Genomic DNA, 26,922 nt, shown 5'->3' on the forward strand with positions numbered 1-26,922 from the left:
TCTTAACTTCCCGAGGATGGATTTACAGGTTCAAGGGGCTGTGTTGTTGTGCTGTTCTGTTGATTTGTGGGGCTTGTAGTTGAAGGCTTTGACAAATTACTTATCCAATTGTTAAAGTTATTAAACGGAGTGACTAAATATTTATTCAAGAAATTTGCAAGGATTCTTCCAGGATTGGTAGTTCTTACATGGTATTTTCTTTTTAGCTCATCTATGAACTGCTTCTTCAATTCTGCTTTCTTGTTGTTAATAAGTTCATCCTTAACTTTATTGTAGATATCTTTATCTTCAAGCGTCGCTTTTTTTGCGGGCTGTTTGTCGATAAGTTGAGCTACAACATAAGAATTTTGCACAAGTATTGGATCTGTAATATCGCCTTTTTTGAGATTCACAACTGCACTAAAAATCTCGGGTTTCTCATCTTTTGTAAAGAATCCAGTTTCTCCATTTTTAGATTTAGTGGTCTCATCTTGTGAAAACCTTTTTACTGCTTCTATGAAACTCATTCCATTTCTTGTTTGAATTGAGATACTTTTTGCGGAAGTATATGCATTTTCTTTTGATTTTGCATCTTTTGGATCAAAGTTGAATTGAACAATCCTTACATTTACTTTTTCTGGTTGGTCATAGGTTTCAGCAACCGTTTTTTTACCCAAGATGTGAATTATGTGATATCCATATTGGGTTTTAATAGGTCCTATTATATCGCCTACTTTGGCATTGGGGTTGAAACATGCATCTTCAAATTCTTTAACCATTTGTCCTTTTGGAAAATAACCAAGGTTTTCGTATTTTAGAACTTCCTTGCCATTGTTTTTGTCATTTATTTCCTTAACTTTCTTTTGAGCAAAAGTTGCGAAATTAAAATTTTTATCCTTAGCTTTTAAATCGTTTATTTCATTTAATATTTCATCAGCCAATTTTTTTGCATTATTTATTTGAGACTTATTTGGATTATCAGGCAGAAGAACAAGAATGTGCTCAGCAGAAACTTCTTTTATTGAGTTGAAATATTGCTTTATTTCTTCATCTGTAACTTTTATATCTTTGTATTTTTGATCTAAGGCCGCTTGTGCAAGAAGGGGTCTTTCCACATAAGGTCCGTAGATTTTCTCAAGGTACTGTTTATATGCATCAAGAGATCCGTACTGTCCAGTTACAAAATCTAAAAATGTTTTTTCTCCATTATTTTTCTTTCCTTGTTCTATTGTCTGATTTATTTGATCTTCCAAATTTTTCTTGTATTGTGTTTCGTCTATCTTCAGATTATGGTCTTTTGCATATTGAACAAGAAGCGATTCTTCAATTAAACTTTGAAGGATATTATCTTTAAGTTGCGCTTCTTGTTGTTGTGTTAAAGTCATGTTTAATTGTTTATATAAATCTCTGTAGTAGTTTAACTCATTATTTACCTGATCGATAGTGATAGTTTCTTTTCCAACTTTTGCTGCCATGTTTCTTTCTGCATATCCCCAGACAGCAGAGGCGCTACCTAAAACTAAAACTGAAATAAGAATAACAATTAAAATTTTTACCCATAAAGGAGTTGGTTTTTCTTTTTCTACCCTAGGAAGTTTTCCTTCACGTCTTAATTTTTTAATTTTGCTCTGCCTACCCATTTATACTCACCTCTCATTTCATAAAATTCCATTCTAATGTATTATATTTATTTTTGTATAAATCATATGCAATTTCTAATTCCTCCTTGGTTAAGTTGCTTTCAACCATTTTTTCTCCTAAAACTTCCTCCATACCTTTTTTTAAGGTCTCTTTTATATCTTTGAAGCCAACTTCTCTTCTCAATTCGTCTGATAAAGATGAAATTTTAAGTTTTCCAATTTCTATAAGTCTTTCTCTTTGTTTTTCTTCAAGCTTGAAGCATTTAAAAATTGACTCAATATCAACTTTGTAAAGTATAGAACCGTGCTGAAGTAACCCAAATTTATTTCTCATCTGGGCAGATCCAACTACCTTTTTTCCATTCATTAAAATATCTGAAAATGTAGGTGAAGCAAAACAAGAAGGACTTGAAACTTCTTTATCTTCACTTTGAGAGAAGTATGCATTTCCTCCCATTATCTCAATTGCGCGAATTATTCCTTTTGAAAGAAAGTGAAAGGAATCTAAGAGGTTCATTTCAAGAATTTTGTTAGGATAGGCAATCGTTATACTATAAGTTAGCTCTTTATCGTGAAGCACAGCTCTGCCGCCTGTAGGTCTTCTTACAAAATCAAACCCCATTATTTTGAGATTCTCAAAATCAACTTCCTTGTTTGCACTCTGAAAGTAGCCAATAGAAAGAGTTGAGGGTTCAAACTGGTAAACACGAAGGACAGGAGGAGTGCCAAAATTTGCCTGCGCAATTAGTAGTGCCTCGTCAATTGCCATATTCATGGCACCATTGTTTTTTCCAGTGTCAATAAACCTATACATTACCCAAAATTTTATCAGAATTTGTTTTTTTAATCAAGCCAAACGGAAAAATTTTAAAAGATATATTTTTGTAGTAAAATATTAAAGCCTAAAAAACAATAATGGAGGTTTAAATGGAAATTAAAAGAGTAATTATTTTGGTTCTTGATAGCGTAGGAGCAGGTGAAGCAGAAGATGCTATAGAGTATGGTGATTGGGGTGCAAACACCATATTGCATACTCTTCAGTATAATCCTGATTTAAGGTTACCAAATCTCGAAAGACTGGGATTAAGGGGTGTTGTTTTTAATGAAAATGGAAACTATATAGCTTCATATGGAAGACTTCGTGAAAACTCTAAAGGGAAAGATTCTATTAGTGGTCACTGGGAGATGGCAGGAGTCATTCTAAAAAAGGCCTTTCCAACATATCCAAATGGTTTTCCGAAGGAAGTAATAGATAAGTTTGAAAAACTTACAGGCAAGAAAGTTCTTGGAAATAAACCCGCTTCTGGTACAGAAATAATTAAAGAATATTATGAGGAACATAAGAAAACAGGTAATCCAATAGTGTATACTTCAGCTGATTCAGTTTTTCAAATTGCGGCCCATAAGGATGTAATACCTCTTGATGAACTATACAAAATGTGTGAAGTTGCAAGATATGAAGTTTGTGTAGGTGAACATGAAGTTGCAAGGGTTATTGCAAGACCTTTTATAGGAACTCCTGAAACAGGTTTTATTAGAACTTCAGAAAGAAGAGATTATGCAGTAAAACCTCCTTATAAGACTGTTTTGGATTTGATAAAAGAGAAAGGATTGAATGTAGTAGGGATTGGAAAAATTCATGACTTATTTGCTGGAGTAGGTCTTACAGAAAGTATTCATACTGAGAACAATATTGATGGCTTGGAAAAGACAATTTTAGAAGTTTCGAAGGATTATGAGGGGATTATTTTTACCAATCTTGTCGAATTTGATGCAAACTGGGGACACAGGAGAGATTTTAAAGCATATGGCAATGGACTCAAAGATGTAGATAATATGATTCCAGCAATTCTTGAAAAAATGAAACCCTACGATATGTTAATTATTACGGCAGATCATGGTTGTGATCCAACTTTTAAAGCTCATACAGACCATACACGTGAATTTACACCATTGATTGTTTATGGTGATCATGTTAAACCAAATGTTAATCTTGGTTTAAGACAAAGTATTGCCGATATTTCAGCGACTTTGTCACAGATATTTAATGTTGAAAGAATTAATGGTTCAAGCTTTCTTGATTTAATTTACAAATGAGTGTGGAGAAACTTAGAAAGCTATTATTACTTGAAAGGAAGAGAGGCTATAAAAATGATTCAGTAATTGGAGGTTTCGATAAGTTTGTTTTAGACTTTATTGATAGAACTGTAGATTTCAAGAAAAATGAATTACTTAAAATATTTTTAAACTATAATTCATTACCTTTAGAGAAACGAAAAGAAGTTATTAGTAAAGCGTTTGAAATCTTAGATGAAGTAAAACTGAATGACAACGAACAAGGCAAAGAAGAAAGTGAAGTTAAAAGAAATACGTATTCAGAAACTAGTGTTGAAAATAGAATAAAATTATCTGATTTATTTACACCTGTTCAATTTGTTAAAGGTGTTGGGCCTGAAATTGCAAAGAAACTCAAAAAACTTAATATTGAAACTGTTTATGATTTGTTGTATTATTTTCCCCGAGCATATCTTGATCTTAGAAATGTAAAGAAAATTTATTCTTTGAAAAATGGCGAAGCAGCTTTGCTTAAAGTTAAAATTGTTTCGGTTCAGGAAAGAAAAGGAAAATTAAATATTGTTTCAGTTTTAGGAACAGATGGTACTGGCTATATAGTAGCTACATGGTTTAACCAACCGTATTTAAAAAACATTCTTAAAGAAGGTATGGAAATTTTCTTGTTTGGAAAAGTGCAATTTTCATACGGTAAATGGGAAATGCCGTCACCTGACTACGAAATTCCTCAAGAGGGAAAGGAACTTATCAATACATTGAGAATTGCCCCAGTTTATAGTTTAACAGAAGGTTTAAGTCAGAAGATTTTAAGGAATAAATTGATAAATCTTATCGAAAATACTGGAAGTAAATTATTTGACTATGTAGATGAAGAAATTTTACAGAGAAGGAATATGGTTTCTTTAGATTACGCAATTTCTAACATCCATTTTCCACAAAGCTTTGAGAGTTTGAAGAAGGCAAAAGAACGTCTTATTTTTAATGAATTATTTGAACTGCAATACATTTTAGGTAGAAGGAAACATCTTATAGAAGAAAGCGAGGGATATAGATTTGTTATTAAAAAGGAATATATTGACGAATTTAATGCTCTAATCCCTTTTGAGCTTACAATAGACCAGAAGAAAGTTATTCAAGATATCATTGATGATCTTACATCTGGACATCCAATGAACAGACTTTTGCATGGTGATGTAGGTTCTGGAAAGACAATAGTTGCTCTTTTTTCATTATTTATTGCTTATAAAAATGGTTATCAATCAGTGATGATGAGCCCAACTGAAATACTTGCAGAACAGACTTTTAAAACTGCGATTACAATATTTAAAAATACTCCAATAGAGCTTGCTCTTTTAACTTCAAGCACTTCAAGTAGAAAGCGAAAAGAAATTCTTGAAGGTTTGGAAAAACATAAAACCGATATGGTTTTTGGAACCCATGCACTAATTGAGGAATCTGTCAAATTTGCGGAACTTGGGCTTATAGTTGTTGATGAACAACACCGTTTTGGGGTGCTCCAGAGAGGTTCATTAAAAGAAAAAGCAATAATTCCTCATACGCTTGTAATGAGCGCAACGCCAATTCCCCGAACTCTTGCATTAACTTTATACGGAGACCTTAATGTAAGTGTTATAAAAGAGCTACCAAAGGGAAGGATTCCCGTTATTACAAGAGTGTTTTATAATGAAGAAGAGCTTGCATATAGACATGTAAGAGAAGAATTAGACAAAGGTCACAAGGCTTATGTTGTTTGTCCTCTTATTGAAGATTCAGAAAGTTTGGATGCGCAATCTGTTGAAAAAGTGTATGAAAGATTAGCACAAAATCATCTCAAAGGGTATAAAATCGCAAAGTTGCACGGTGGAATGTCAGGAAAGGAAAAGGCCCAAGTCATGGAAGATTTTAGAAACGGGAAATACCAAATTCTTGTATCCACTACAGTTGTTGAAGTGGGGGTTGATGTGAAAGATGCAACTGTTATTGTTATCGAAGATGCAGACAGATTTGGTCTTGCAACACTTCACCAGTTAAGAGGCAGGGTTGGAAGAAGCAATCTTCAGTCTTATTGTTTTCTTATCACGCGGAACCCTTCTAAAGATGCGATTGAAAGACTCAACATTCTTGAGAAAACCAACAATGGTTTTGAAGTTGCCGAATTTGATTTGAGGCTCAGGGGGCCTGGAGAAATTTTTGGGACAAAACAGTCTGGTCTTCCTGACTTTAAAATAACTACTCTTGTGGGGGAAATGGATATGAAAATTCTTGAAATTGCAAGAGAAGAAGCATTAAATCTTCTTAGTGGAAATACAAAATATGATCCCGAAAAACTAAAGGAGTTTTATAAACTGCTATCAATTAAATATAAGAATAAAATTCCGCTCATAGAGGTTGCATGATGAGAGTTGTGACTGGTAAGTTCAAAGGAATGGAAATCGTTTCACCACCAAAAGATTTAGAACTAAGACCTACAAGCGATAGAGTAAGAGAAGCCATTTTTGATGTAATTCGTTTTGATATTTACGGAAAGGTTTTTCTCGATTTATTTGCGGGTTCTGGAGCTGTGGGTATAGAAGCTTTAAGCGAAGGCGCTGAGTTTGTTTATTTTGTCGAAAACAATCCGAGGGCAATTCAAGTAATAAAGAGAAATATTTTAAGATTCGGGATTATAGATAATTCTAAAGTTATTTTTAAAGATGTTTTTAAATTTCTGTCCAAGCCTGAATTAGAAAGAAAAATTGATTTTATTTTCCTTGATCCTCCTTATAAAATGCACTTTGTAAGTCAGATACTTGAAATACTCAAAGATTCTTCTATTATTGAAAGCAATTCAGTAATTATTGCTGAACATTCAAAAGAAGAGATATTAAATGAAGAATATAAGGGCCGTTTATTAATTTCGAAATATAAAGAGAAAAGGTATGGGAAGATCTTAGTTTCTTATTTTGTAGCAGAGTAACTAATCAGAACGTTGGCTTAAAAATAATGTGTATAAGGAACATGAACCCGTAAATATAAAGTCCAGTTAGAAATAGCAGTAACCAAGAGTTTAACCCTAAATTCTGGTCGAGCTTTGTTTCCTTAAACAAAGGTTTAAGAATTTGGAAATATATTTTAGAAAGAGGAACCTTTTCCCCTAAATTTCCAAGTGAGAGAATTGCGCTTATTACAATTAAAAGGCTTCCTTCAAAAAAATAAGTGTTTAAAAGTGAAATTAAATTAGGCCCATATATTATGTATGTAATTAAAAAGGTTATAGAAGTCAAAACAAAGGCAACAGCAAAGCATGAAGTTAAAATTTTAAATGTTTGTTTTATCATCAAAATGTATTATAATTCCAATGGTTAAATTTGCAAGGTGCATAACAATGAAAGAAATTTTTTTTAAAAAGGAAAGTCTTGAAAACGCAATAAGAATCTTTAGCGACGCGCTAAAAGAGAAAAGAGTTTTCAAAAAGTTAAAAGAAGAGGAAATCTCTGTTTATGAGAGTTTAGGTAGAATTACTTCAAGACCTATTGTAGCGAAAATTTCAAATCCTTTCTTTAATGCCTCTGCTGTTGATGGCTTTGCGGTTAAGTCAAGTCTTACGGCATTCGCAACAATAAACAATCCAAAATTGTTTGAAATTGGAAAGGACGCGATACCTGTAAACACAGGTGATCCTATTAATTATCCATTTGACAGTGTTGTTATGGTAGAAGATGTTGAGGTAACGGAGAAATTTATTAAGATTTTTTCGCCGCTTCATATGTATGAAAATGTCCGTGTAATTGGTGAAGATTTTGCTAAGGGTGAGATTGTTGTTCCCATATACGAAAAAATTACCCCTGCCCATATCGGAGTATTAATTTCTTCTTACAATGATAGAATTTTCGTTTTAGAGAAACCGAAGGTTTTCATTATTCCAACTGGAGAAGAGGTCAAAAGATTGGGGCAGGACTTAAAAATAGGTGACGTTATCGATTCAAATTCTTATATGATTGCTTCATTCTTAAAGGAATTTGGCGCTGATCCTTACATTTCAGATGAAATTTTTCCAAACGATTTTGATATACTAAGAAAAATCATTGAAGAATCTTCAAAAAAATTTCATTTAATAGTAGTAGTTGGAGGATCAGCAAAGGGAAGAAAGGACCTTATAGGGGATGTTTTTGAAAGTTTTTCAAAAGTTCTCTTCCACGGACTTACAATACAACCGGGTAAACCTCTGATAATTGGTTTTAATGGAGACATTCCCTTAATTGGATGTCCAGGGTTTCCTGTTTCTTCTTACATTGATTCAAAGATATTTCTCAAAGTTGCAGTTGAACATCTTACTTCTGTTTCGTTAGATTTTCCAAGAAAAATTTTAGCAACTGTAAAAAGAGATATTCCATCTTCTTTAGGGATTGAGGAATTCGTTAGAGTAAAGTTAGCAAAGATTGATAATGATATAGTGTGTGTTCCTCTTAAGAGAGGTGCAGCAAATCTTACAACAGTTGCAAGAGGTGATGGAATATTAAGAATTGACGAAAATAGTGAAGGAATAAGCTCGGGTTCTCAAGTAGAAGTAGAACTTTTAAAAAGTGAGTTTGAAATTATTTCTCAGCTTCTTTTTATTGGCAGTAACGATCCTTTGCTTGAATATATACTAAATATGGTTAAAAAAGAAAACCCTCAGTTCAAATTTGGAATAATTAATGTAGGAAGTTTGGGAGGACTTTTATCCCTTGCAAGAGGCGAAACAATAATTACATCAATACATTTATTCGATAGCGAGACACAGACTTACAATACTCCATACCTTAAGAAATATTTACAACCTGATTCATATTTAAGACTTCATTTAGTAAATCGGAATCAAGGACTTATTGTTCAGAAGGGGAATCCCAAAGGCATTAAAACTTTAGAAGATCTTGAAAGAGGAGATGTTAAATTTATTAATAGACAAAAAGGTTCTGGAACAAGAGTTTATTTTGATTATCTATTATCAGAAAGAAGTATTGATAAAGAAAAGATAAATGGCTATGATTTAGAAGAGACAACACATTTAGGTGTAGCAAATGCAGTTAAAGATGGGATTGTGGATTGTGGAATGGGAATAGAATATGTTGCCAAATTGTTTGATCTTGATTTTATCGAATTAGGTGAGGAGGAATATGAACTTATCATCCGAAAGGATTATTTACAAGATCCAAGAATAGTTCAACTTTTGGCGAAAATTAGCGAAGTAGAGTCCAAAAATTTGATGAGAAATTTTGTTGGATATAAATGGGTTAATAAGATGAAGGAGGAATGAAAATGAAGAAAAAACTTAATCCCAATGTAATAATTCTAGGTCTTGCAAGTTTCTTTACGGATATTTCTACTGAAATGATAACTCGAGTTCTTCCCCTTTTCCTTGAGTCGATAGGCGCAGGAGGAGCGTTCATTGGAGTTGTTGAAGGTCTTGCTGAGACAATTGCTTCACTTCTTAAAGTCTTTTCAGGTTATATTTCTGACAAAGTAAGAAATCGCAAATGGCTTACGATTTTTGGATATGCTGAATCAACGATTTCAAAAGCGTTTTTGCTTGTAGTTAATTCACCTGTTGGTGTCCTTGCTGTAAGAGCTTTTGAGCGCATTGGCAAAGGAATCAGAACCTCCCCTCGTGATGCCCTAATTGCATCATATACTGATGAAACAAATAGAGGTTTTTACTTTGGATTACACAGGGCACTTGATACGTTAGGTGCAGCACTTGGCCCGCTTTTAGGTTTCTGGGTACTTGAGAAGTTCGGAAAAACAAATTATAGAGAAATTTTTAAAATAGCGCTAATTCCTGCTGTAATTGCAGTTATAATTTTGTTTTTTATTCAAGAGAAAAAACTTGAAAATGGAAAAAAAGTACATATTAGTTTCCTTTCAAATTTAAAGCTGGGAAGACGTTATTATATGTTTCTAATTTCAATTTTAATATTCACTCTCGGAAATAGTTCTGATGCTTTTATTACTATGTATTCGGGAAGTATTGGGGTACTCCCAACAACAATACTTCTTATGTGGACGTTACACAGTATTGTTTATGCAGCTTTATCGACACCATTGGGATCTCTTTCTGATAAGATTGGAAGAAAAACAACTCTTATCATTGGAATATTAATTTATGGCTTAAGTTATTTATTGTTTGCCATAACTAAGGAGCCAAATTTCTTGTGGTTTGTGTATGCTTTGTACGGTGTTTATTACGCAATGTCAGAAGGTATACAAAAGGCGTTTGTTTCAGATCTTGTAACTGATGATAAAATGAGAGGAACAGCTTTTGGCATATATAATTTTGCTATTGGCATTATGGCATTTCCTGCCTCTCTTATTGCTGGCATCCTCTATCAGTTTGTTGCACCAAACGTTCCTTTTTATTTCGGAGGCGTACTTGCAGTTGTAGCAGGAGTATTTTTGCTATTCATTTAGTGCAAATTTCTTTATTAAGTAATAACCTAAAATTTCAAACATAATGATACTTGTAATCGTAGCAGTAAATATTGAAGTTCCGAATATTGTTAAGTATTCTCCTGAAAGATAAGCAAAATATGCACTTAACATAGACTGAGGAATAAGCGTAATAATAATGTTCTTTATTGAATTTGTTTCAATAATCTTTAATTTTTGAATTATAATGGCTCCAACGGACTTACCTATGAGTCTTATAAATAGTATTAAAATGCTTGGAAGCAAAAACTTTTCAATTCTTATAAGTCCAACATAACTTATCGAATAGATAATAAAGAGTGTATAAAAAATTTGGTCAATCTCTTTGAGAGAAAATCTTACAATTTTTATTATTTCATTTTTTGAGGTATTGGAAAAAACTATTCCTGCAATAAGAGATACAATGATTGAGTGAAGCTTCAAATACTCGGAAATACCAACAAAAAGCAAAATAAACGAAAATAAAGTTATAATTTGAGGGAACTTATTGAAGCCGTATCTTTCAAATCTTGAAAACAACAAACCCAATAGTATACCTAAAGCTATAGATAATATGATTTCTCCTACAGTTAATAAAATTGCATTTGTAGGCTCATTTTGGAAAATTGTTTTAAACTTTAGAAGCGGGAAAAAAAAGAAAGAAAAATATCTCGGCAATCAGGTCGTCAAAGACAACTATTGCGCCAAGTTTTAACTTTGTATCTTGATTTACTTTTAGTTTTCTTATTAGCGTAATTGCAATATCTGATCCTGTTACCATCCAAATTATTGCAATCAAGATTCCCTCTATAATAGCGAGCTTGAAAAAAATTTTGGAAATAAGAAAGATTATTAAAAATGTAAAAAAAGATTGAGCTATAGCACTAAATATTATTTTTTTATTGTATTTTAAGTAAATTATTTCAAGACCTGTTTCAAAAAGAAGTATATTTATTGCAAGTTCAATTATTATTTTAAAAATTGAACCAAATGAAGTTAAAAATTTATCTAGTGTTGGTATGAATGAGATAACAATTCCGATAATAATAAGTCCTGTGATTGTCGGGAAATCAGATTTTGAAAGTATATATGAAAGGATGAGTCCGCTAATGACAGAAATTGCTATAAAAATTATTACTTCCTCCATATTTTATTAAATATAAAGAAGTAATATTTGTCAATAGGCAAAGCATCGACAAATATTAAATTTTGGTAACAAATCAATTATTTATTATAATATTTTGAAATAAAGAAAGGAATATGCAAATATGAACAAAATTGATCTGTTAAGAACTAATTTGAATAATGTTATCCTTGGGAAAAGAGAAGTAATTGATAAAGTCATTGCAGGTTTGCTTGCTTCGGGACATATACTTCTTGAGGATGTTCCAGGAACTGGCAAAACTACACTTGCAAAGGCGGTTGCATCATCTTTCGATATGGATTTTAAAAGGATACAATTTACTCCCGATATACTCCCCTCGGATATCACTGGAATAACAGTTTACGACCTTGAAAACAAAGTTTTCAAAGTGCGTTTTGGTCCTATATTTACTAATATTTTGCTTGCAGATGAAATTAACAGGGCAACACCTAAGGCTCAATCTGCACTACTTGAAGCTATGGCTGAATATAGTGTAACTATTGATGGCACTAAACACAATATTGAAAGACCTTTTATTGTTTTTGCTACAGAAAATCCCATTGAATATGAGGGAACTTTTCCTTTGCCTGAAGCACAGCTTGACAGATTTTTGATGAGATTTGCTATAGGATATCCAGATAAAGAATTTGAAAAGCAAATGCTTGGTGCAGAGAAGATTCGTGATCCTCTTGAGGAAGTCAAAGTTGTTGCAACAAAGGAGGATCTCTTGAAATTACAGGATGAAACTAAGCATGTATATGTTCATCCAAGTTTACTCGATTATTTGGTAGAATTGGCAAATACTTCAAGATTACATAGAGACATTTATCTTGGATTGAGTCCGAGGGCTACTATACATCTTATGAAAGTTGCTCAGGCCTATGCAAAAATCGACGGAAGGAATTTTGTGATACCTGATGATATAAAGTCGGCATTCCCTGATGTAGTGAATCATAGATTAATCTTAAGAGCTGACGCTAAACTTAGGGGGACGAAAGTTTCTGACGTTATAGAAGATATATTAAAGTCGGTAAAAGTGCCAACCAATATTAATTTCGAAAATGAAGTATCTTAAGAAGGAAATTAAAATTTTTTTACTGACTATTCTTATTACTTCTTTTATATTTGGTGGAATACTGTATATATTTTTGTTGATTAGTTTTGCCTATGTATTGCTTTATGCATTTTTTTTAGACAAAGTAAAAATTACAAGTTTTTCGGATGTTTCAACCTATACACTTACTCTTAATAGTAGTTTTGATTTTAATTATACTTTAAATGCAACTTCGCCCTTACCTGTTAAAATTTCATATGAGATTCTTTTGCCGCATTACATAGTTCCTCTTACAAATGGGAAAGTCGGAAAATTTTTTGGAAGAAACTTGAATACCGAAGGCAAAATTAAATGTAAAGGGAATAGGAGAGGTACCTATACTGTAGGTAAAATTGAGTTTCGAATATCTGATCCCTTAGCACTTTTTAACAGGATTGATATAACGTACAATTATAAAACTATTTTTGTCTTTCCTAATTTAGTACCACTTGAAAGGCTTAAAATTTTACTTACAGATCCTTATGAAGGTCAAAAAGCAAAATACAGAATCAATTTTGATTACTCGTATGTTGCGGGAATCCGTGACTATGCTCCTACTGATCCTATTTCGATGATTCATTGGAAACAAACTGCTCATAGGGGAAAGCTAACAGTGAAGGAATTCGATTTTAGTTCTTCTAAAAAGCTCTTTGTTGCCTTAAATTTCTACAGAAAGTCTCTTAGATTTCAAGATAATGCAACATCAATTGCAGCATCAATCATCTATTATGCAAACAAATTCCATCTTCCAAACTCAGTTATTATAAATTGTAAGCCTTTGATTTCAAGCAACGCAAAAACTGGCGAATATCATGTGCTTGAAAATTTAAAATTACTATCAATTTCAGTTGATGATGCTTTTGAACCAGCCGAGTTTATCGAAAAAATTACTGAGTACACAGATTTTGGAAGCGAGCTCTTCTATATAGACAGAGATCTAGATTTTTCTATCTTAGAAAAGATACTTCGAATTAAGAGAAGCTTTTCAAAGATAAATATTATTCTTTTGGTAGATGAAACTTTTGTTAAACCCAATGAAAAACCTCCGAACTATTATTTTATTGAGCCTGCGTATATTAGAAAGATTACATCAGTTGAGGACGTTTTAAAAAGGGAAGGAATTTATTTTCATCCAATCTTTGGCAATGATTATTTACAAGTTTTGGAGGGATGAGTTGGAATACTTGCTTTTTACATTTCAAATAATATTTGCGGGGCATCTGCTAATCCAAAAGATAGAAAGATCAATTAATTATGGCTTTATTTTGTACTATTTCTTAATTTTTTTTGCCATTATTATTTTCTACCTAATGTCAAAATTAGAATCTTCGAAAGTTATAGTTCTCTTTCTTTCTTTTATTCTTGGTACATTTTTGTGTAGAGTCTCGAATTTACTCAATGTATTACCTTTTTCTGTCCTATATTTTTATGTCATTGACAAGATGAAAGAAAATGAAGTTTTCGAAAGGAGGCATTATTTTTTTCTTGCCTGGATTCCACTTATGGGCTTAATATCAGTTGGTTTTCGCCCAATTTTGAAAGAAAAGTTTGCAACCTTATTTAATTCGATTTTTTCATTCTTGTTCGTTTATAATAGTAACTTTAGTGATTATCAAATCTCAAATTCACAGAACTTTTTTAATATTTTACGAAAAATTGGAAATGAAAATGTGTCTTCTGATATTCGTTTGCTCGTTTTTGCAAACGTCCTTTCTTTAGCCGTATCTTTTGCTATTCTTATAATTCTTGCTTTGTTGTTTGTTTCTATACTTAGGACAAACACACAAAATATGGCTTTAAAGAAGAGAAGATCGCTTATAGATAAAATTCTTATGTTTCTTTTAGTTTTAATTTCAATTTTTATCATATTTGTATCACTTGCTAATATTAACAAACCCGATTTAAAGGAGATAAATCTAAATTTATTTGAGGGATCAGTTCTTCTTATGTTGTATTTTTCTTTTGTAATTTTAATTTATAGAATTTCTAAGCGTTACGTTTTGGATCTTGAGCAAAAGGAGTATTATAAAGCACCAAAAAAATTAATGATCTTACTTTCCGTATTTTTTGTTTTAATTATTGTTGGGTTATTCATTATCATGCTTTCGGGAGAGCAAACTCTACTGGCCTTTGTTTCACTTTCAACAATCGGATTTCTTATTTTTATTTCTTACTACATATTTACTCTTAGAGGGGAAATTACAGTTTTCGAAAATCGTAAATTTTTCAAGGAAACAAAGGAATTGACTGAAAATTTTAAAAAGTTTGGTAAGGATTACCTCAATATGATAAGTGATCCAAAAGAATTTGTCATTTATCTTTATTTTCTTTCCTTGTTCAATTTCGATAGAGTTGGTTTTAAATTTAAAGAAGGGATGACTCCTAAAGAATTTCTAGTAAGTTTATCACCATATTTAAAGTCTGATTTATTTATTACTTTAACAAACGCATTTTATGTAGCAGAATATTCAAATGAAGAGATTGACCCTAATGTTTTAGAAGTACTAAAGAAAAATACTGAAGATATTTTAAACGAGATACTTTCATTAGATGCTCCTAAGGGGTAGTAGGAAACTGGATAATAAACTTTGTACCCTTCCCAATTTCACTTTCAACGTAAATTTCACCATTGTGCGCATATACATATTCCTTTACTATTGATAATCCTAATCCCATTCCTTCGTTTCCGTCTTTGTTGTTTTCCCCTTTATAGAATCTTTCAAAAATATGAGGAAGATCTTTTTCATTGATACCTAAACCACTATCTTCTACAACAACTTTAACTTTATCTTTCTCCTCAATAGCCGTAATTTTAATGTATCCAGATTTGGTAAATTTTATTGCATTATCAATGAGATTTGAGAAAATCTCTTTTAGTTTCAAAGAATCACCCAATATGAATATTGGTTTATCTGGAATTTCTATAATTGGATTGAGTCCCTTATCCTTTATCTTTATTGAAAAACTCTCAAAAGTGCTTTTTAAAATATTGATAAGATTTACTCTTTCAAATTCTAAAGGAAGCGTTTTGCTATCCGCGGAAGATAAATTCGTTAAATCTTTTGCCATTTTTTCAAGTCGTTCAATTTCGTTTTCGATTATATTGAATGCTTCTTGTTTCTCTTCAATGGTAAAATTTTTGTCCTTTAAAACTTCAAGGTATCCCTTAATTGACGAAAGGGGCGTTCGTAAGTCATGAGAAACATTTTGCATCAATTTTGTTCTTAGTTTTTCAATTTCTCCTAGTCTAAATGCCATGTAGTTTAACGATTCTGCAAGTTCTCCAATTTCATCTTCATTGTGTTTGTTGATCCTTGCTTCAAAATTTCCCTGTGAAATTTTTCGAGCAAAGTCTTTCATATCCACAACTGGCTTAATAATATATCTTGAGATGAAAAGTGCAACAAGAATACTTAAAAGTATCGATATACCACCTGAGATTAGTATAGTGATTCTAACAGTGTTGAGGAAGCGTGTTGCGGAAGCTGGAATGACAATGGAAACTCCTCTTCCAATTATTATCCTAATAAAAAAGAATCTTACAAGATAATCTATAAGAATGATTGAGGTCACAATAGAAATAAGGCTTACAAGTATGTGACTTAAAACCAATTTCTCTTTGAATTTCATTTTAGCATCCTGTATCCTGCGCCATAAACTGACTCGATATATTTTGGATCTTTTGGATCATCATTTAGTTTTTTTCTTATATTTTTTATATATGCATCAATTGTCCTATCATAAACAACCTCATCGTATTCATCGTAAATTTCGTTCATTATATCCTCTCGGCTTAGTACAAGTGGGGACTTTTTTGCAAGTGCAAATAAAACCTTGAACTCTCTTGTTGTGAGTTCTACTTCCTTTCCATTTTGCAGAACACGCATCTCTTTTGGTATTATTTCAAGGTCTTTTATTTTTATCTCATGCTCATTGGGATAGCTTCTTCTAATAATATTTTTAACTCTTAGAACAAGTTCTCTTGGGCTGAAAGGTTTTGTGACATAATCATCTGCTCCAATTTCAAGCCCTTCAACTCTATTTTCTTCATCTGCCTTTGCTGTTAGCATAAGGATGGGTACATTTGAGACCTTTCTTATTTCTTTTGCTACTTCTTCACCACTTTTTAAAGGTAGCATGAGGTCAAGAATAATTAGTTGTGGTTTTTCTTCCGAAAATTTTATAACCGCCTCTTTGCCATCCTTTGCCTCAACAACTTGGAATTCCGACTTTTCTAAATACATTTTTATCAATTTTCTTATGTTTTCATCATCTTCTACTACTAATATCTTTTTCACTTTTGTCACCAATTTATTATATGTTTACTTTGTGAAAAAATTATGAAATTTTTTGCTTCAATATTAAAATTGATTAATGAAGTTACATATAATAACTTTATATTTGCTTTTTTCATATTCATTGGGTGCATTTAATTCAGCATACTTACTTACCTTGTTTTTGTATAAAAAGGATATACGAAACTTTGGAGATGGAAACGCAGGGACTACAAATGTCTATGAAAATATAAACAGATTTCTTGCTTTACTCGTATTCATAATTGATTTTGTTAAAGGTTTCTTTCCTATATATCTTGGAAATAAATTAAAACTAATAAATTGCCTTATTGCACTAGGAGGTGCCACGGAAATTTTAGGGCATGATTTTCCAATCCTTTTTGATTTTAGAGGCGGAACCGGAATTACTTCTCTTCTTGGAGGAGTTTTTGCAATTGATAGTAAGATTGCTATTTTTCTTTTTGGTTTATTTTTGATGTTTTTTGCCTTGTTCTCCTTTTTTGACGTTTCTTTATTTAATTTTAAACCCTTAGAAGAAAGCGAAGCTTTAGTTTTTATTTTTGCGATTTTTATCATTTTGCGATCAAATAACAGACTTTTACAAGAATATTTTTTCTTATCACTTGCTATAATTGTATATAGACATTGGCGAAAAACAATATATATTTTAGGTAAATTAAAGGTTTTGAAAAGTTGATAAAAAATTAATTTTTGGTATTATAATTAATGGAAATCTTGAGAGGAGGTAAAAATGATTTCTGCAAATGAGTTAAGAAGTGGAGTGACTTTTGAACTTGATGGAGAGTTGTTTGTAGTAATATCTTACCAGCACATCAAGCCTGGTAAAGGTTCACCTTTTGTAAGAGTAAAAATGAAAAGTCTTGAATCGGACAATATAGTTGAAAGAACCTTTAGACCTGAGGAGAAATTTAAAAAGGCATTTTTAGAAAGAAAACCAATGCAGTATCTTTATAAAGAAGGAAACAATTTTGTATTTATGGATTTGGAAACATTTGAGCAATTTTATCTTTCAGAAGAAGATGTAGGCGATAGCGCAAACTTTTTAAAGGAAAATTTGGAAATTCAAATCATATTTTACAAAAATAAACCTGTATCTGTAGAATTACCAAATTTTGTTGAACTTAAAGTTGTACAAACTGAACCTGGAGTAAAAGGAGACACGGCAACTTCTGCAATGAAGCCTGCATTACTTGAAACTGGTTATAAACTTCAAGTACCTCTTTTTGTAAACGAAGGCGATGTAATTAGAGTCGATACAAGAACGGGTGAATATCTTGAAAGGGTGAATAAATGAGTAGAATAATTTTAACAACTGAGGCATTAGAATCTCTTGTCGAAAATTCTGTAATAAGCATTGAAGGAGTAAAAGCACTTTACGGTAAAAATCCAGTAAGGTGTGTTATTGGGGATTCAAATATCAGTATTGAAGTTAATATTGTTGCAAAGTTCGGTTATGATCTAAAAAAATTGGGCAATACAATTGCAGAAACTGTAAAGTTAGAAGTTGAGAACATAACACCATTTAAGGTGGAGAACATTATTGTAACATTTGGTGATATCTTCTATGAATCCTAAATCAAAAGGAAGAGAGATTGCTTTAAGTGTTCTTTTTGCAGTTGATTTAGGAAAAAATTCTGTGCCTGATGCCTTTTTGCCTTTTAAGTATGAATCGCCCGTTTCTCTTGAATACGCATTAAAATTAGTTCAAGGAACACTTGAAAATCTTAATGATGTTGATGAAAAGATTAAATCTCTTTTGAAAAACTGGTCGTTTGATAGACTTAATGCTGTCGATAAAAATATTTTAAGACTAGCAATCTTTGAAATTGAAAATCTTGCAGGCGAAGATTACGGTGCAATTGTTTTTGAGGCAGTGGAACTTGCTAAAAAGTTCGGCGATCTTAACTCTGGTGATTTCGTAAATGGTGTTCTCAGAAGTTTCTTACGCTTGAAATATGGAGAAATTGAGACTTGAAGCTTTTGTTTACGGTATTGTTCAAGGCGTCGGTTTTAGATTCTTTGTGCTTTCTAATGCTCGAAAGCTTGGTTTAACTGGATATGTTGAAAATATGTGGGATGGCTCTGTCCATGTAGTTGCTGAGGGAGAAAGGGATAGATTACAAAAACTTCTTGAATATTTAAAAATTGGTCCACGCTCTGCTGTTGTAGATAAAGTTACATATAACTATAGTGAATATAAAGGAGAATTTACAGATTTTGAGGTGTACTAATGGAAGAGAATATAAAAGAATACCTTGAAGAAAGAAAAAACATTGTTAACAATTATTTGAATGTAGCACTTGAAAAGATAAGGGAAGATTCTCCTCTTTATGCTGCAATAAACTATAGCCTTATGGCAGGTGGAAAGAGACTTAGGCCGATAATGCTTATTGCAACTTATGAGTCGAATGTTGATAATTACAAGACTATTTTACCCTTTGCTTCTGCTATAGAGATGATTCATACTTATTCTTTGATACATGATGACCTTCCGATTATGGACAATAGTGATTACAGACGTGGTAAGCCAACGTGCCACAAGATCTATGGAAGTGATATGGCATTGCTTGCAGGTGATGCTCTAATATCACTTGCTTTTGAAATAATTTCCAGTAAAAAATTGCTCGAGGACTTTGATGCAAAATCCGTGCTAAGAATTGTATATGACTTTGCAGAGTTAAGTGGTGCAAAAGGTCTGGTTGGTGGCCAGGTAATGGATATGGTTTCAATGGATATGAATGAGGTAGATGAAAATCTAATACTTTATATCGAAAAAAGAAAAACAGCATCATTATTTATGCTTGCAGTTAGAGTTGGAGGAATTCTTGCAAATGTTTCGGAGGACGAACTGATAAATTTAACTCAGTTTGCAGAGAATTTCGGCATAAGTTATCAAATTCAAGATGATATTCTTGATGAAATTTCAACCACAGAAGAATTAGGAAAAGATACCCATCAGGATAGGAAAAATAAAAAGGCTACATTTGTTTCTCTTTACGGTGTTGATCGCTCGAAAGAAATTGCAAGGGATTACATTGAAAAGGCAGCTAATTATCTTTCACTTTATAATGATAAATACAAATTACTCATAGATATTGCATATAATACATTAGAAAGGATCAAGTAAATGCTTCTTGATAATATTAATTCTCCGAAGGATTTAAAGAACCTTCGAGTAGATGAATTGCAAGAACTTGCCAAAGAGATTAGAGATTTGATAATTAAAGTCGTCTCTAAAAATGGAGGTCACTTATCATCGAATTTAGGCGTGGTCGAGCTAACAATTGCGCTGCATTATGTTTTTGATTTTAACAAAGATAGACTAATTTTTGATGTCTCTCACCAAGCCTACGCACATAAGATAATTACTGGAAGAAGGGATGCCTTTGAGACTCTTAGAACTTTAGACGGTATAAGTGGATATGCAAATCCATTGGAAAGTCCCTACGATACATTTATTGCAGGACATGCATCTACTTCACTTGCATTAGCATTGGGATTTGTAATTGCAAGAAGACTAAAGAAAGAAGATTATGATATTGTTACGATAATTGGTGATGGTGCACTCACTGGTGGTGAGGCTTATGAAGGTTTGAATAACCTTGGTCATCTGGGAGAAAAAGTCGTTATAGTTTTGAATGATAATGGAATGTCAATCTCAAGAAATGTTGGTGCAATTTCCAGATATCTTACAAGAATAAGAACTTCTAAGTCGTACATTATAATGAAGAGACTACTCGGTAGTAATTTTGCAAGAAAGATAAAACTCGCATTAAAAGAGTTGCTATTGCCCAATATTATATTTGAAGAATTTGGCTTCACATATATAGGCCCTGTTGACGGACATGATCTAAATGAACTTATTGAAACATTTAATAGGATTAAAAATTTAAATGTTCCTGTCGTTGTGCATGTTGTCACTAAAAAGGGTTATGGTTACAAACTATCAGAAGAAAGTCCCGATAAATTTCACAGTGCTGAACCTTTTGAACCAGAGAGTGGGAGATTCGTATCGGATACCCAGAGAACATTTTCTGAGGTATTTGGTAGAACTCTTGTTGAATTAGCAGAAAAAGATAAGCGGATAGTTGCAATAACCGCTGCAATGCCTGATGGAACAAAGACGAATTACATTAAAGAAAAATTCCCCGAGCGTTTCGTTGATGTCGGTATTGCTGAACAATGTGCAGTTACATCTGCCGCAGCTCTTGCTAAAGAAGGATTTAAACCTTTTGTTGCTATTTATTCAACATTCTTACAGAGAGCGCTTGATCAACTTATACATGATGTTTCTCTTCTTTCGCTTCCTGTAGTTTTTGCAATTGATAGGGCGGGTATTGTCTCAGATGATGGACCTACACATCAGGGTATATTTGATATTGCATATTTATCTTTTATTCCACATTTTGTTGTAGCTGCCCCAAAGGATGCTTTTGAATTAAGGGGGTTAATGAGTCTTGCCCTCGAAAGTGACATTCCATTTGCCATACGATATCCAAAGGATTTCGCTCAAGACGGTTTTAGCAAAAGATTTGTACTTAGTATAGGCAAGGCTGAAATTGTAGAAAGTGGTTCAGATCTTACAATTATTACACTCGGTCCCGTCTTTTTTGAAGCACTTAAGGCTTTAGATCACTTTAAAAGTAATGGATATAGCGTTGGCCTAATAAATGCTATTTTTGCAAAACCATTTGATGAGGAATTAATTTTGAATGAGGCATTGAAGAGCAAAAAGGTTATTACCGTTGAAGATGGCATTAAGAGAGGCGGTTTTGGTGAAAGTTTGAAGGCTTTTCTTTCTAATTACGGCATTAAAGTAGAAAATATCGCAATTGATAATTTTATTCCAGAGCAGGGAAAAAGAGAAGATCTTCTTAAAAAATATGGTATTAGTAGTGAAAATATTATAAAAGTTGGGGTTAGGATGATTGAAAAGAAGACTTGATGAAGAAATTTTAAGAAGAGGGCTACTTGACAGTAGAACGTTTGCAAAAACATTTATCCTTGAAGGAAAAGTTCTAATCAATGGTAGAAAAGCTGTTAAGCCGAGTGAATTGGTTGATGAGAATGTTACAATTGAAATTCTTGAAGAAAAAAAATATGTTAGTCGCGGGGGTTTTAAGTTAGAATTTGCTTTAGATCAATTTGGTGTTAATCCTTGCGATAAAATTTGTTTAGACATTGGCTCCTCCACAGGAGGATTTACTGATTGTTTACTTAAGCGCGGCGCCAAAAAAGTTTACGCAATTGACGTTGGAAAAAATCTTTTGGATCCAACTTTAAAAAAAGACTCTCGTGTAATTTTGATTGAAGGATTCAATGCACGTTATCTTTCAAAAGAAATCATAAATGAGCCAGTTGATCTTGTTACAATTGATGTATCTTTTATTTCTATATTAAAAATACTTCCAAATTTATTCCCCATTTTAAAAGAAAGCGGAGAAGTCGTATCATTAATAAAACCTCAGTTTGAAGGAGAGCCGAGATATCTTAAAAAAGGTATAATAAAAGATAAGTCTATCCATATAACGATACTTAAGACACTGTTAAAAAAAATCGAAAACCTTGGGTTTGTTGTTCAGAGCGTTACATACTCTCCGATAAAGGGGGGAAAGGGAAACATAGAGTTCTTTTTCCATATTAAAAAAAACGGTATCTTTGTTAAAGAAGAATTTATTGATAAAATTGTAGAGGAGGCATGGGAAAAAGCAATGTGAAAAAAGTTGGCATTTTTTACAAAGATGAACCTTATTTTGTTGAAAAGGCAAGAGAAGTTGAATTATACTTAAAACGGAAAAACATCGAAGTTTATGAAAACAATGATTTTGAGAGTCTTGAGGAAGATGATTCTCTAATTTTAATAAGCCTTGGTGGAGATGGGACTTTTTTAGGTGCTTCACGTATAGCTTTGAAACTAAATGCGTCAGTTTTAGGAATTAATTTTGGAAATCTTGGTTTTTTAACTGATGTCGAAGGTATGGACATTTTTATTGCATTAGAAAAGTTGCTAAGTGGGGAATATTTTATTGAAGAAAGAATGACTCTTTTAGGAGAGCTAAATAGAAATGAAGAAGAAACCTTTTGTAGTGTAAACGACTTCGTTGTGCTTAGGAAGATAGAGGAAAAAATTTTACAATTTGAAGTTGCAGTAAATGGAGTAAAGTCAGGTAGATTTAGATGTGATGGATTTATCGTTTCAACAGCTACAGGATCAACTGCTTATGCCTTGTCTGTCGGAGGTCCTATAATTGTTCCGCAAGCACGTGTGTTTGAATTAAATTATATTGCTCCTCATAAACTTTCTGCACGTCCACTTGTGTTGTCCGAAAATGATGTTCTTGAGATTGAAATTGAAAGTGATGGTAACTTCGATTTCATAAGAGATGGTTTAAAAGTAAAAAATGTTAAAAAGTTTGACAGGTTGGAATTTAGAAGACATCCAAGAAATCTAAAAATAGTTCATCTAAAAGGAAAAAACTTCTTTGATGTTTTAAATAAGAAGTTTGGGTGGGGATACTAAGCTATGCTTTTGGGACTAATTATCAAAAATTTAGCAATTGCAAAAAATGTAGAGATTTCGTTTGATGGGAATCTTATTGTAATAACTGGTGAAACGGGTGCAGGAAAAACAATAATAATGAATGCAATTGCTTTAGCTTGTGGGGAAAATACAAATACTGATATTATTCGCACCGGAGAGGAGAGTGCAACAATTGAAGCGAGTTTCTTTATAGGAGAAAACCAAAAGTTAAAATCAATTCTTGAAGGATACTCCCTCTACGATGGGGAAGATGTTTTGGTGATCTCAAGAACTATTTCAAAAACTAAGAGTAAGGTAATTGTTAACGGCCATCTTGTTTCGCTAAAACAACTTGGAGAGATTGGAAGAAATCTCATTGATATGCATGGCCAGCATGAGATTCAGAGTCTTCTCGATCGATCAACACATTTAAAATATCTGGATAAGTTTGGCGGTGATAAAATTTTACAATTAAAAGAAATCGTAATTTCTGATATTGCTGAATACAGAAAATTAATACAAACATTAAAAGAATTAATCGAAAAGGATAGTAAGTTTCGACAAGAAAGAGAATTTATTAACTATGAGATAGCAGAACTTGAAAAAGCAAATCTTAAAGACGGAGAGGAAGAAGAATTAGAGGCTGAATACAAATTACTAAGTAATGCAAAGGAACTAATTAGTACTCTCGAAAGTGTCCAAGAAAGTTTGTCTTCTGGTGACTTTTCTGTTATCAAAGGACTTAACACGTCTATAACTCTTTTGCAAAAAGTAAGTGATTATTCAAATGATATTAAGAGCTTAAAAGAAAGACTTGAAAGTAATTTAATAGACATTAAAGAAATTTCAAGAGATTTGGCAAACTTCTATGGCAGTATAGTTGTTGATCCGGAAAGATTAAGTTATCTTGAGAATAGACTCGATGAAATTAGTAAAATTAAATTAAAATACAAAAAGTCAATTAGAGAGTTAATAAATTACCTTTCTGAACTTAAAGAATCAGTCAGAAGTTTTAATGAAATTAGTGAAGAAATTGAAGAGATTCAAAAGAAAAAGAATGAACTTGAAGCTAAAATAAGAAAAGAAGTTTTGGAGCTTTCAAAAATGAGATTTGAAGTTGCAAAAGAGTTCGAAAGACAAATTGAGAATGAATTAAAAGACCTTGCCATGGAAAATGCAAAGTTCATTGTGAAGATTTACCAAGTTGAAGACCCAGATGGCTTAAATATAAACGGAAAATCATATAAATTATTTTATGATGGAATTGATGCGTGTGAGTTTCTGATAAGTCCAAACCCGCCCCATGATTTTAAACCACTTGCAAGTATTGCTTCTGGCGGTGAGCTTTCGAGAGTAATGCTTGCTATAAAGTATGTAATAGCAAAAGTTGATGACATTCCGGTTTTAGCGTTTGATGAAGTAGATTCAGGAATTGGTGGTAAAACAGGCGAAAAAGTTGCTGAAAAATTGTTTGAAATTTCTAAATATAGACAGGTTATATGTATTACGCATCTTCCTCAGATTGCTTCACTTCCTGCAGAGCATTTTGTAGTTGAAAAGATTGTAAAGGATAACGAGACCATGCTAAATGTCAAAAAACTTAACGAATACGAAAGAATTAACGAAATTGCAAGAATGATATCTGGATCAAATATAACTGATACAACAATTAAGCAGGTAAAAGAATTAATGGGGAGGTGGAAAAGTGAAAATTCTCGTTATTAATCCTGGCTCAACTTCTACAAAAATTGCAGTTTTTGAGGACAAAAATCCTATCTTTGAGGAAACTATTAGGCACGATAAAAACGAGCTTTCAAGATTCAATACTGTTCTTGACCAATTAGATTATCGAAAAAAGGCAATTTTGGATTTACTTGAAAAGAAAAATATTTCGATAAAAGAATTTGACGCTATTATTGGAAGAGGTGGCATTGTTAAGCCAATAGAAGCTGGCACTTATATTGTAAATGATACTTTAATTAATGATTTGAAAGCGTATTCAAAAGAACAAGAACATCCATCTACACTTGGTGGGCTTATAGCATACGAAATTGCAAGCTCAATAGGAAAACATGCTTTTATCGCTGATCCTGTTTGCGTTGATGAATTTGAAGATATTGCACGAATCTCGGGTTTAAAAGAAATAAAAAGAAAATCCCTTTTACACGCTTTGAATGTTAGAGCAAGTATGTACAAATATGCAGAATCAGCAGGAAAGGATGTCAAAGATCTAAATCTTATTGTTGCTCATCTTGGTGGTGGTATTTCTGTTGTAGCAATAAAGAAGGGAAGGATAGTCGATGTAAATAATGCAAATGAAGGAGGACCGTTTTCTCCAGAAAGAGCAGGATCTTTGCCATCAATTGATGTTGTCAATATGTCCTATTCTCATAAATATTCGAGAAACGATCTTTTAAGACTATTCACTAAAGAGGGCGGAGTATATTCATACCTCGGTACTAATAATATGAAAGAAGTAATAGAGCGAATAAAAAATGGAGATCAATATGCAAAAGAAGTTTTTGATGCAATGTGTTATCAAATAGCTAAAGAAATTGGGGCAATGGCCACAGTTTTAAAAGGTCAAGTTGAAGCAATTATTATAACAGGGGGTATTGCACATAATAATGAAGTTATAGATGAAATTGAAAGAAGAGTTGGTTTTATTTCAAAAATAGTTAAATACCCTGGCGAATTTGAAATGGAAGCACTTGCATTTGCAGCACTAAGAGTTTTAAAAGGTGAGGAAAAAGCAAAAATTTATACTTAATTGTGATATAATAGAATAAAATTAGTTAAATTTGTTTTGAGGAGGATATATGGAGACTATAAAAAAATTAGATGATTTACTTCAAGCTGTAAGATCATTAAGAGAAAAGAGAACCGTATCAGTTGCTTATGGTCAGGATCTTCATACTTTACAGGCTGTATCCAATGCAATAAGAGAAGGTATTGTTAATGCGATTATCTTTGCTGATAAGGATGAAGTAAAACGAGTATGTGAAACAAACAACATTGATATGTCTATGTTTGAAGTGGTGGACGTAAAAGATGAAAAGGAAGCAGTAAGACAAGCAGTGAGACTTGTTAGAGAAAAAAAAGCAGACTTTATAATGAAAGGGCTTTGCCAGAGTGCTACTTACATGAGAGGAATTCTTGATAAGCAGGAAGGGCTTCTTCCCGAGGGAAAAGTTCTTTCACATGCTGCTATTATTGAATCACCGAACTATCACAAGCTTTTAATTGTTTCAGACGTTGCCGTAATACCTCAGCCAGATTTATCAATGAAAGAAGCGATGATTAACTATGATGTTCAAATAGCAAAAAAACTTGGAATAGAAAAACCTAAAGTTGCTGTTATTGCAGCAGTAGAGACTGTTTCTCCAAAAATGCAGGCCACAGTAGATGCTGCGCTTTTGTCTGTTATGAATAAACGAGGACAAATAAAAGATTGTATTGTTGATGGTCCGCTTGCTACTGACCTTGCTCTTTCAAAGGAATCTGCAGAAATTAAGAAGGTCAAATCTGAAGTTGCAGGAGATGCCGATATTTTGATAATGCCAAATATTGAAGCGGGTAATGCATTTTTCAAGGCTCTTACAAAATTGGGTAATGCTGAAATTGCAGCTGTTGTAACTGGTGCAACGGCACCTGCTGTACTTACCTCACGTGGAGATAGTGAACAATCAAAATTGTATTCAATAGCTTTAGCAGCGCTTATCGCTGAAAAATAA

Annotated in this window: 27 protein-coding genes; 21 read left to right on the top strand and 6 right to left on the bottom strand. The window is 32.5% G+C overall.

Features of this window, described 5'->3' with window-relative positions; translation table 11 throughout:
• Nucleotides 1-2: 2 nt before the first annotated feature.
• A complete protein-coding gene (locus ACMV0E_RS01220) occupies nt 3-1,619 on the bottom strand; it encodes a peptidylprolyl isomerase (RefSeq protein ID WP_416084547.1) in 1,617 nt (538 codons plus the stop codon).
• Between the two features lie 13 nt (nt 1,620-1,632).
• Complete coding sequence (locus ACMV0E_RS01225; protein WP_416084548.1) at nt 1,633-2,433, bottom strand: lipoate--protein ligase family protein; 801 nt, start codon at nt 2,431-2,433, stop codon at nt 1,633-1,635.
• Nucleotides 2,434-2,546: 113 nt separating this feature from the next.
• On the opposite strand from ACMV0E_RS01225, the gene ACMV0E_RS01230 reads away from it, so the two are divergent.
• The 6 genes from ACMV0E_RS01230 (at nt 2,547) to ACMV0E_RS01255 (ending at nt 10,118) form a co-directional block, all read left to right on the top strand.
• Entirely contained in the window at nt 2,547-3,716 is a 1,170-nt protein-coding gene (locus ACMV0E_RS01230) for a phosphopentomutase (protein ID WP_416084549.1), read from the top strand.
• On the top strand, nt 3,713-6,088 hold the full coding sequence (gene recG, locus ACMV0E_RS01235) for an ATP-dependent DNA helicase RecG (RefSeq protein ID WP_416084550.1): 2,376 nt from the start codon (nt 3,713-3,715) through the stop codon (nt 6,086-6,088). The genes ACMV0E_RS01230 and recG overlap by 4 nt, the downstream gene beginning before the upstream one ends.
• The gene (gene rsmD / locus ACMV0E_RS01240; protein WP_416084551.1) at nt 6,088-6,648 is read left to right on the top strand and encodes a 16S rRNA (guanine(966)-N(2))-methyltransferase RsmD; all 561 of its coding nucleotides are present in this window, start codon (nt 6,088-6,090) and stop codon (nt 6,646-6,648) included. The genes recG and rsmD overlap by 1 nt, the downstream gene beginning before the upstream one ends.
• Nucleotides 6,649-6,887: 239 nt before the next feature.
• On the top strand, nt 6,888-7,037 hold the full coding sequence (locus ACMV0E_RS01245) for a hypothetical protein (protein ID WP_416084552.1): 150 nt from the start codon (nt 6,888-6,890) through the stop codon (nt 7,035-7,037).
• 19 nt (nt 7,038-7,056) lie between these two features.
• Nucleotides 7,057-8,967, top strand: a complete 1,911-nt coding sequence (locus ACMV0E_RS01250; RefSeq protein WP_416084553.1) for a molybdopterin biosynthesis protein — start codon at nt 7,057-7,059, stop codon at nt 8,965-8,967.
• A 2-nt stretch (nt 8,968-8,969) separates the two neighbouring features.
• The gene (locus ACMV0E_RS01255) at nt 8,970-10,118 is read left to right on the top strand and encodes an MFS transporter (protein WP_416084554.1); all 1,149 of its coding nucleotides are present in this window, start codon (nt 8,970-8,972) and stop codon (nt 10,116-10,118) included.
• Here ACMV0E_RS01255 and ACMV0E_RS01260 read toward each other — a convergent pair.
• Nucleotides 10,107-10,793: a cation:proton antiporter domain-containing protein gene (locus tag ACMV0E_RS01260; RefSeq protein WP_416084555.1), complete on the bottom strand. Its 687-nt coding sequence runs from the start codon at nt 10,791-10,793 to the stop codon at nt 10,107-10,109. The genes ACMV0E_RS01255 and ACMV0E_RS01260 overlap by 12 nt on opposite strands.
• The gene (locus ACMV0E_RS01265) at nt 10,747-11,262 is read right to left on the bottom strand and encodes a hypothetical protein (RefSeq protein ID WP_416084556.1); all 516 of its coding nucleotides are present in this window, start codon (nt 11,260-11,262) and stop codon (nt 10,747-10,749) included. Before ACMV0E_RS01265 ends, ACMV0E_RS01260 begins: the two co-directional genes overlap by 47 nt.
• A gap of 121 nt (nt 11,263-11,383) precedes the next feature.
• On the opposite strand from ACMV0E_RS01265, the gene ACMV0E_RS01270 reads away from it, so the two are divergent.
• From ACMV0E_RS01270 to ACMV0E_RS01280, 3 genes are all read left to right on the top strand, one after another.
• Entirely contained in the window at nt 11,384-12,334 is a 951-nt protein-coding gene (locus tag ACMV0E_RS01270; protein ID WP_416084557.1) for an AAA family ATPase, read from the top strand.
• On the top strand, nt 12,321-13,526 hold the full coding sequence (locus ACMV0E_RS01275) for a DUF58 domain-containing protein (protein ID WP_416084558.1): 1,206 nt from the start codon (nt 12,321-12,323) through the stop codon (nt 13,524-13,526). Before ACMV0E_RS01270 ends, ACMV0E_RS01275 begins: the two co-directional genes overlap by 14 nt.
• A gap of 136 nt (nt 13,527-13,662) precedes the next feature.
• Nucleotides 13,663-14,919 (top strand): hypothetical protein, encoded by a 1,257-nt coding sequence (locus tag ACMV0E_RS01280; RefSeq protein WP_416084559.1) that lies wholly within the window; start codon nt 13,663-13,665, stop codon nt 14,917-14,919.
• On the opposite strand, the gene ACMV0E_RS01285 is transcribed toward ACMV0E_RS01280, so the two are convergent.
• Nucleotides 14,909-15,982 carry a sensor histidine kinase gene (locus tag ACMV0E_RS01285; RefSeq protein WP_416084560.1) on the bottom strand — a complete coding sequence of 358 codons (1,074 nt, stop codon included), beginning with the start codon at nt 15,980-15,982 and terminating at the stop codon, nt 14,909-14,911. The genes ACMV0E_RS01280 and ACMV0E_RS01285 overlap by 11 nt on opposite strands.
• Nucleotides 15,979-16,659: a response regulator transcription factor gene (locus ACMV0E_RS01290; RefSeq protein ID WP_416084561.1), complete on the bottom strand. Its 681-nt coding sequence runs from the start codon at nt 16,657-16,659 to the stop codon at nt 15,979-15,981. Before ACMV0E_RS01290 ends, ACMV0E_RS01285 begins: the two co-directional genes overlap by 4 nt.
• A 67-nt stretch (nt 16,660-16,726) precedes the next feature.
• On the opposite strand from ACMV0E_RS01290, the gene ACMV0E_RS01295 reads away from it, so the two are divergent.
• Genes ACMV0E_RS01295 through ACMV0E_RS01350 form a run of 12 tightly spaced genes read left to right on the top strand, consistent with a single transcriptional unit; the run spans nt 16,727 to nt 26,922 of the window.
• Nucleotides 16,727-17,344, top strand: a complete 618-nt coding sequence (locus ACMV0E_RS01295) for a glycerol-3-phosphate acyltransferase (protein ID WP_416084562.1) — start codon at nt 16,727-16,729, stop codon at nt 17,342-17,344.
• A gap of 54 nt (nt 17,345-17,398) precedes the next feature.
• On the top strand, nt 17,399-17,962 hold the full coding sequence (gene efp, locus ACMV0E_RS01300; RefSeq protein WP_416084563.1) for an elongation factor P: 564 nt from the start codon (nt 17,399-17,401) through the stop codon (nt 17,960-17,962).
• Nucleotides 17,959-18,243, top strand: a complete 285-nt coding sequence (locus ACMV0E_RS01305) for an Asp23/Gls24 family envelope stress response protein (RefSeq protein WP_416084564.1) — start codon at nt 17,959-17,961, stop codon at nt 18,241-18,243. The genes efp and ACMV0E_RS01305 overlap by 4 nt, the downstream gene beginning before the upstream one ends.
• Nucleotides 18,233-18,643, top strand: coding sequence for a transcription antitermination factor NusB (gene nusB / locus ACMV0E_RS01310; RefSeq protein WP_416084565.1), 411 nt, complete (start codon nt 18,233-18,235; stop codon nt 18,641-18,643). Before ACMV0E_RS01305 ends, nusB begins: the two co-directional genes overlap by 11 nt.
• The gene (locus ACMV0E_RS01315; RefSeq protein ID WP_416084566.1) at nt 18,624-18,899 is read left to right on the top strand and encodes an acylphosphatase; all 276 of its coding nucleotides are present in this window, start codon (nt 18,624-18,626) and stop codon (nt 18,897-18,899) included. Before nusB ends, ACMV0E_RS01315 begins: the two co-directional genes overlap by 20 nt.
• The gene (locus tag ACMV0E_RS01320) at nt 18,899-19,795 is read left to right on the top strand and encodes a polyprenyl synthetase family protein (protein ID WP_416084567.1); all 897 of its coding nucleotides are present in this window, start codon (nt 18,899-18,901) and stop codon (nt 19,793-19,795) included. The genes ACMV0E_RS01315 and ACMV0E_RS01320 overlap by 1 nt, the downstream gene beginning before the upstream one ends.
• Nucleotides 19,796-21,613: a 1-deoxy-D-xylulose-5-phosphate synthase gene (dxs, locus tag ACMV0E_RS01325; RefSeq protein ID WP_416084568.1), complete on the top strand. Its 1,818-nt coding sequence runs from the start codon at nt 19,796-19,798 to the stop codon at nt 21,611-21,613.
• Nucleotides 21,597-22,385, top strand: a complete 789-nt coding sequence (locus ACMV0E_RS01330; RefSeq protein WP_416084569.1) for a TlyA family RNA methyltransferase — start codon at nt 21,597-21,599, stop codon at nt 22,383-22,385. The genes dxs and ACMV0E_RS01330 overlap by 17 nt, the downstream gene beginning before the upstream one ends.
• Entirely contained in the window at nt 22,367-23,188 is an 822-nt protein-coding gene (locus ACMV0E_RS01335) for an NAD(+)/NADH kinase (protein WP_416084570.1), read from the top strand. Before ACMV0E_RS01330 ends, ACMV0E_RS01335 begins: the two co-directional genes overlap by 19 nt.
• Nucleotides 23,189-23,191: 3 nt before the next feature.
• A complete protein-coding gene (gene recN / locus ACMV0E_RS01340) occupies nt 23,192-24,913 on the top strand; it encodes a DNA repair protein RecN (RefSeq protein WP_416084571.1) in 1,722 nt (573 codons plus the stop codon).
• Nucleotides 24,894-25,958: a butyrate kinase gene (gene buk / locus ACMV0E_RS01345; RefSeq protein WP_416084572.1), complete on the top strand. Its 1,065-nt coding sequence runs from the start codon at nt 24,894-24,896 to the stop codon at nt 25,956-25,958. Before recN ends, buk begins: the two co-directional genes overlap by 20 nt.
• Nucleotides 25,959-26,007: 49 nt before the next feature.
• Nucleotides 26,008-26,922 (top strand): bifunctional enoyl-CoA hydratase/phosphate acetyltransferase, encoded by a 915-nt coding sequence (locus ACMV0E_RS01350; protein ID WP_416084573.1) that lies wholly within the window; start codon nt 26,008-26,010, stop codon nt 26,920-26,922.

Source organism: Caldisericum insulae (assembly GCF_047785965.1).
Taxonomy (GTDB): Bacteria; Caldisericota; Caldisericia; order Caldisericales; family Caldisericaceae; genus Caldisericum; species Caldisericum exile_A.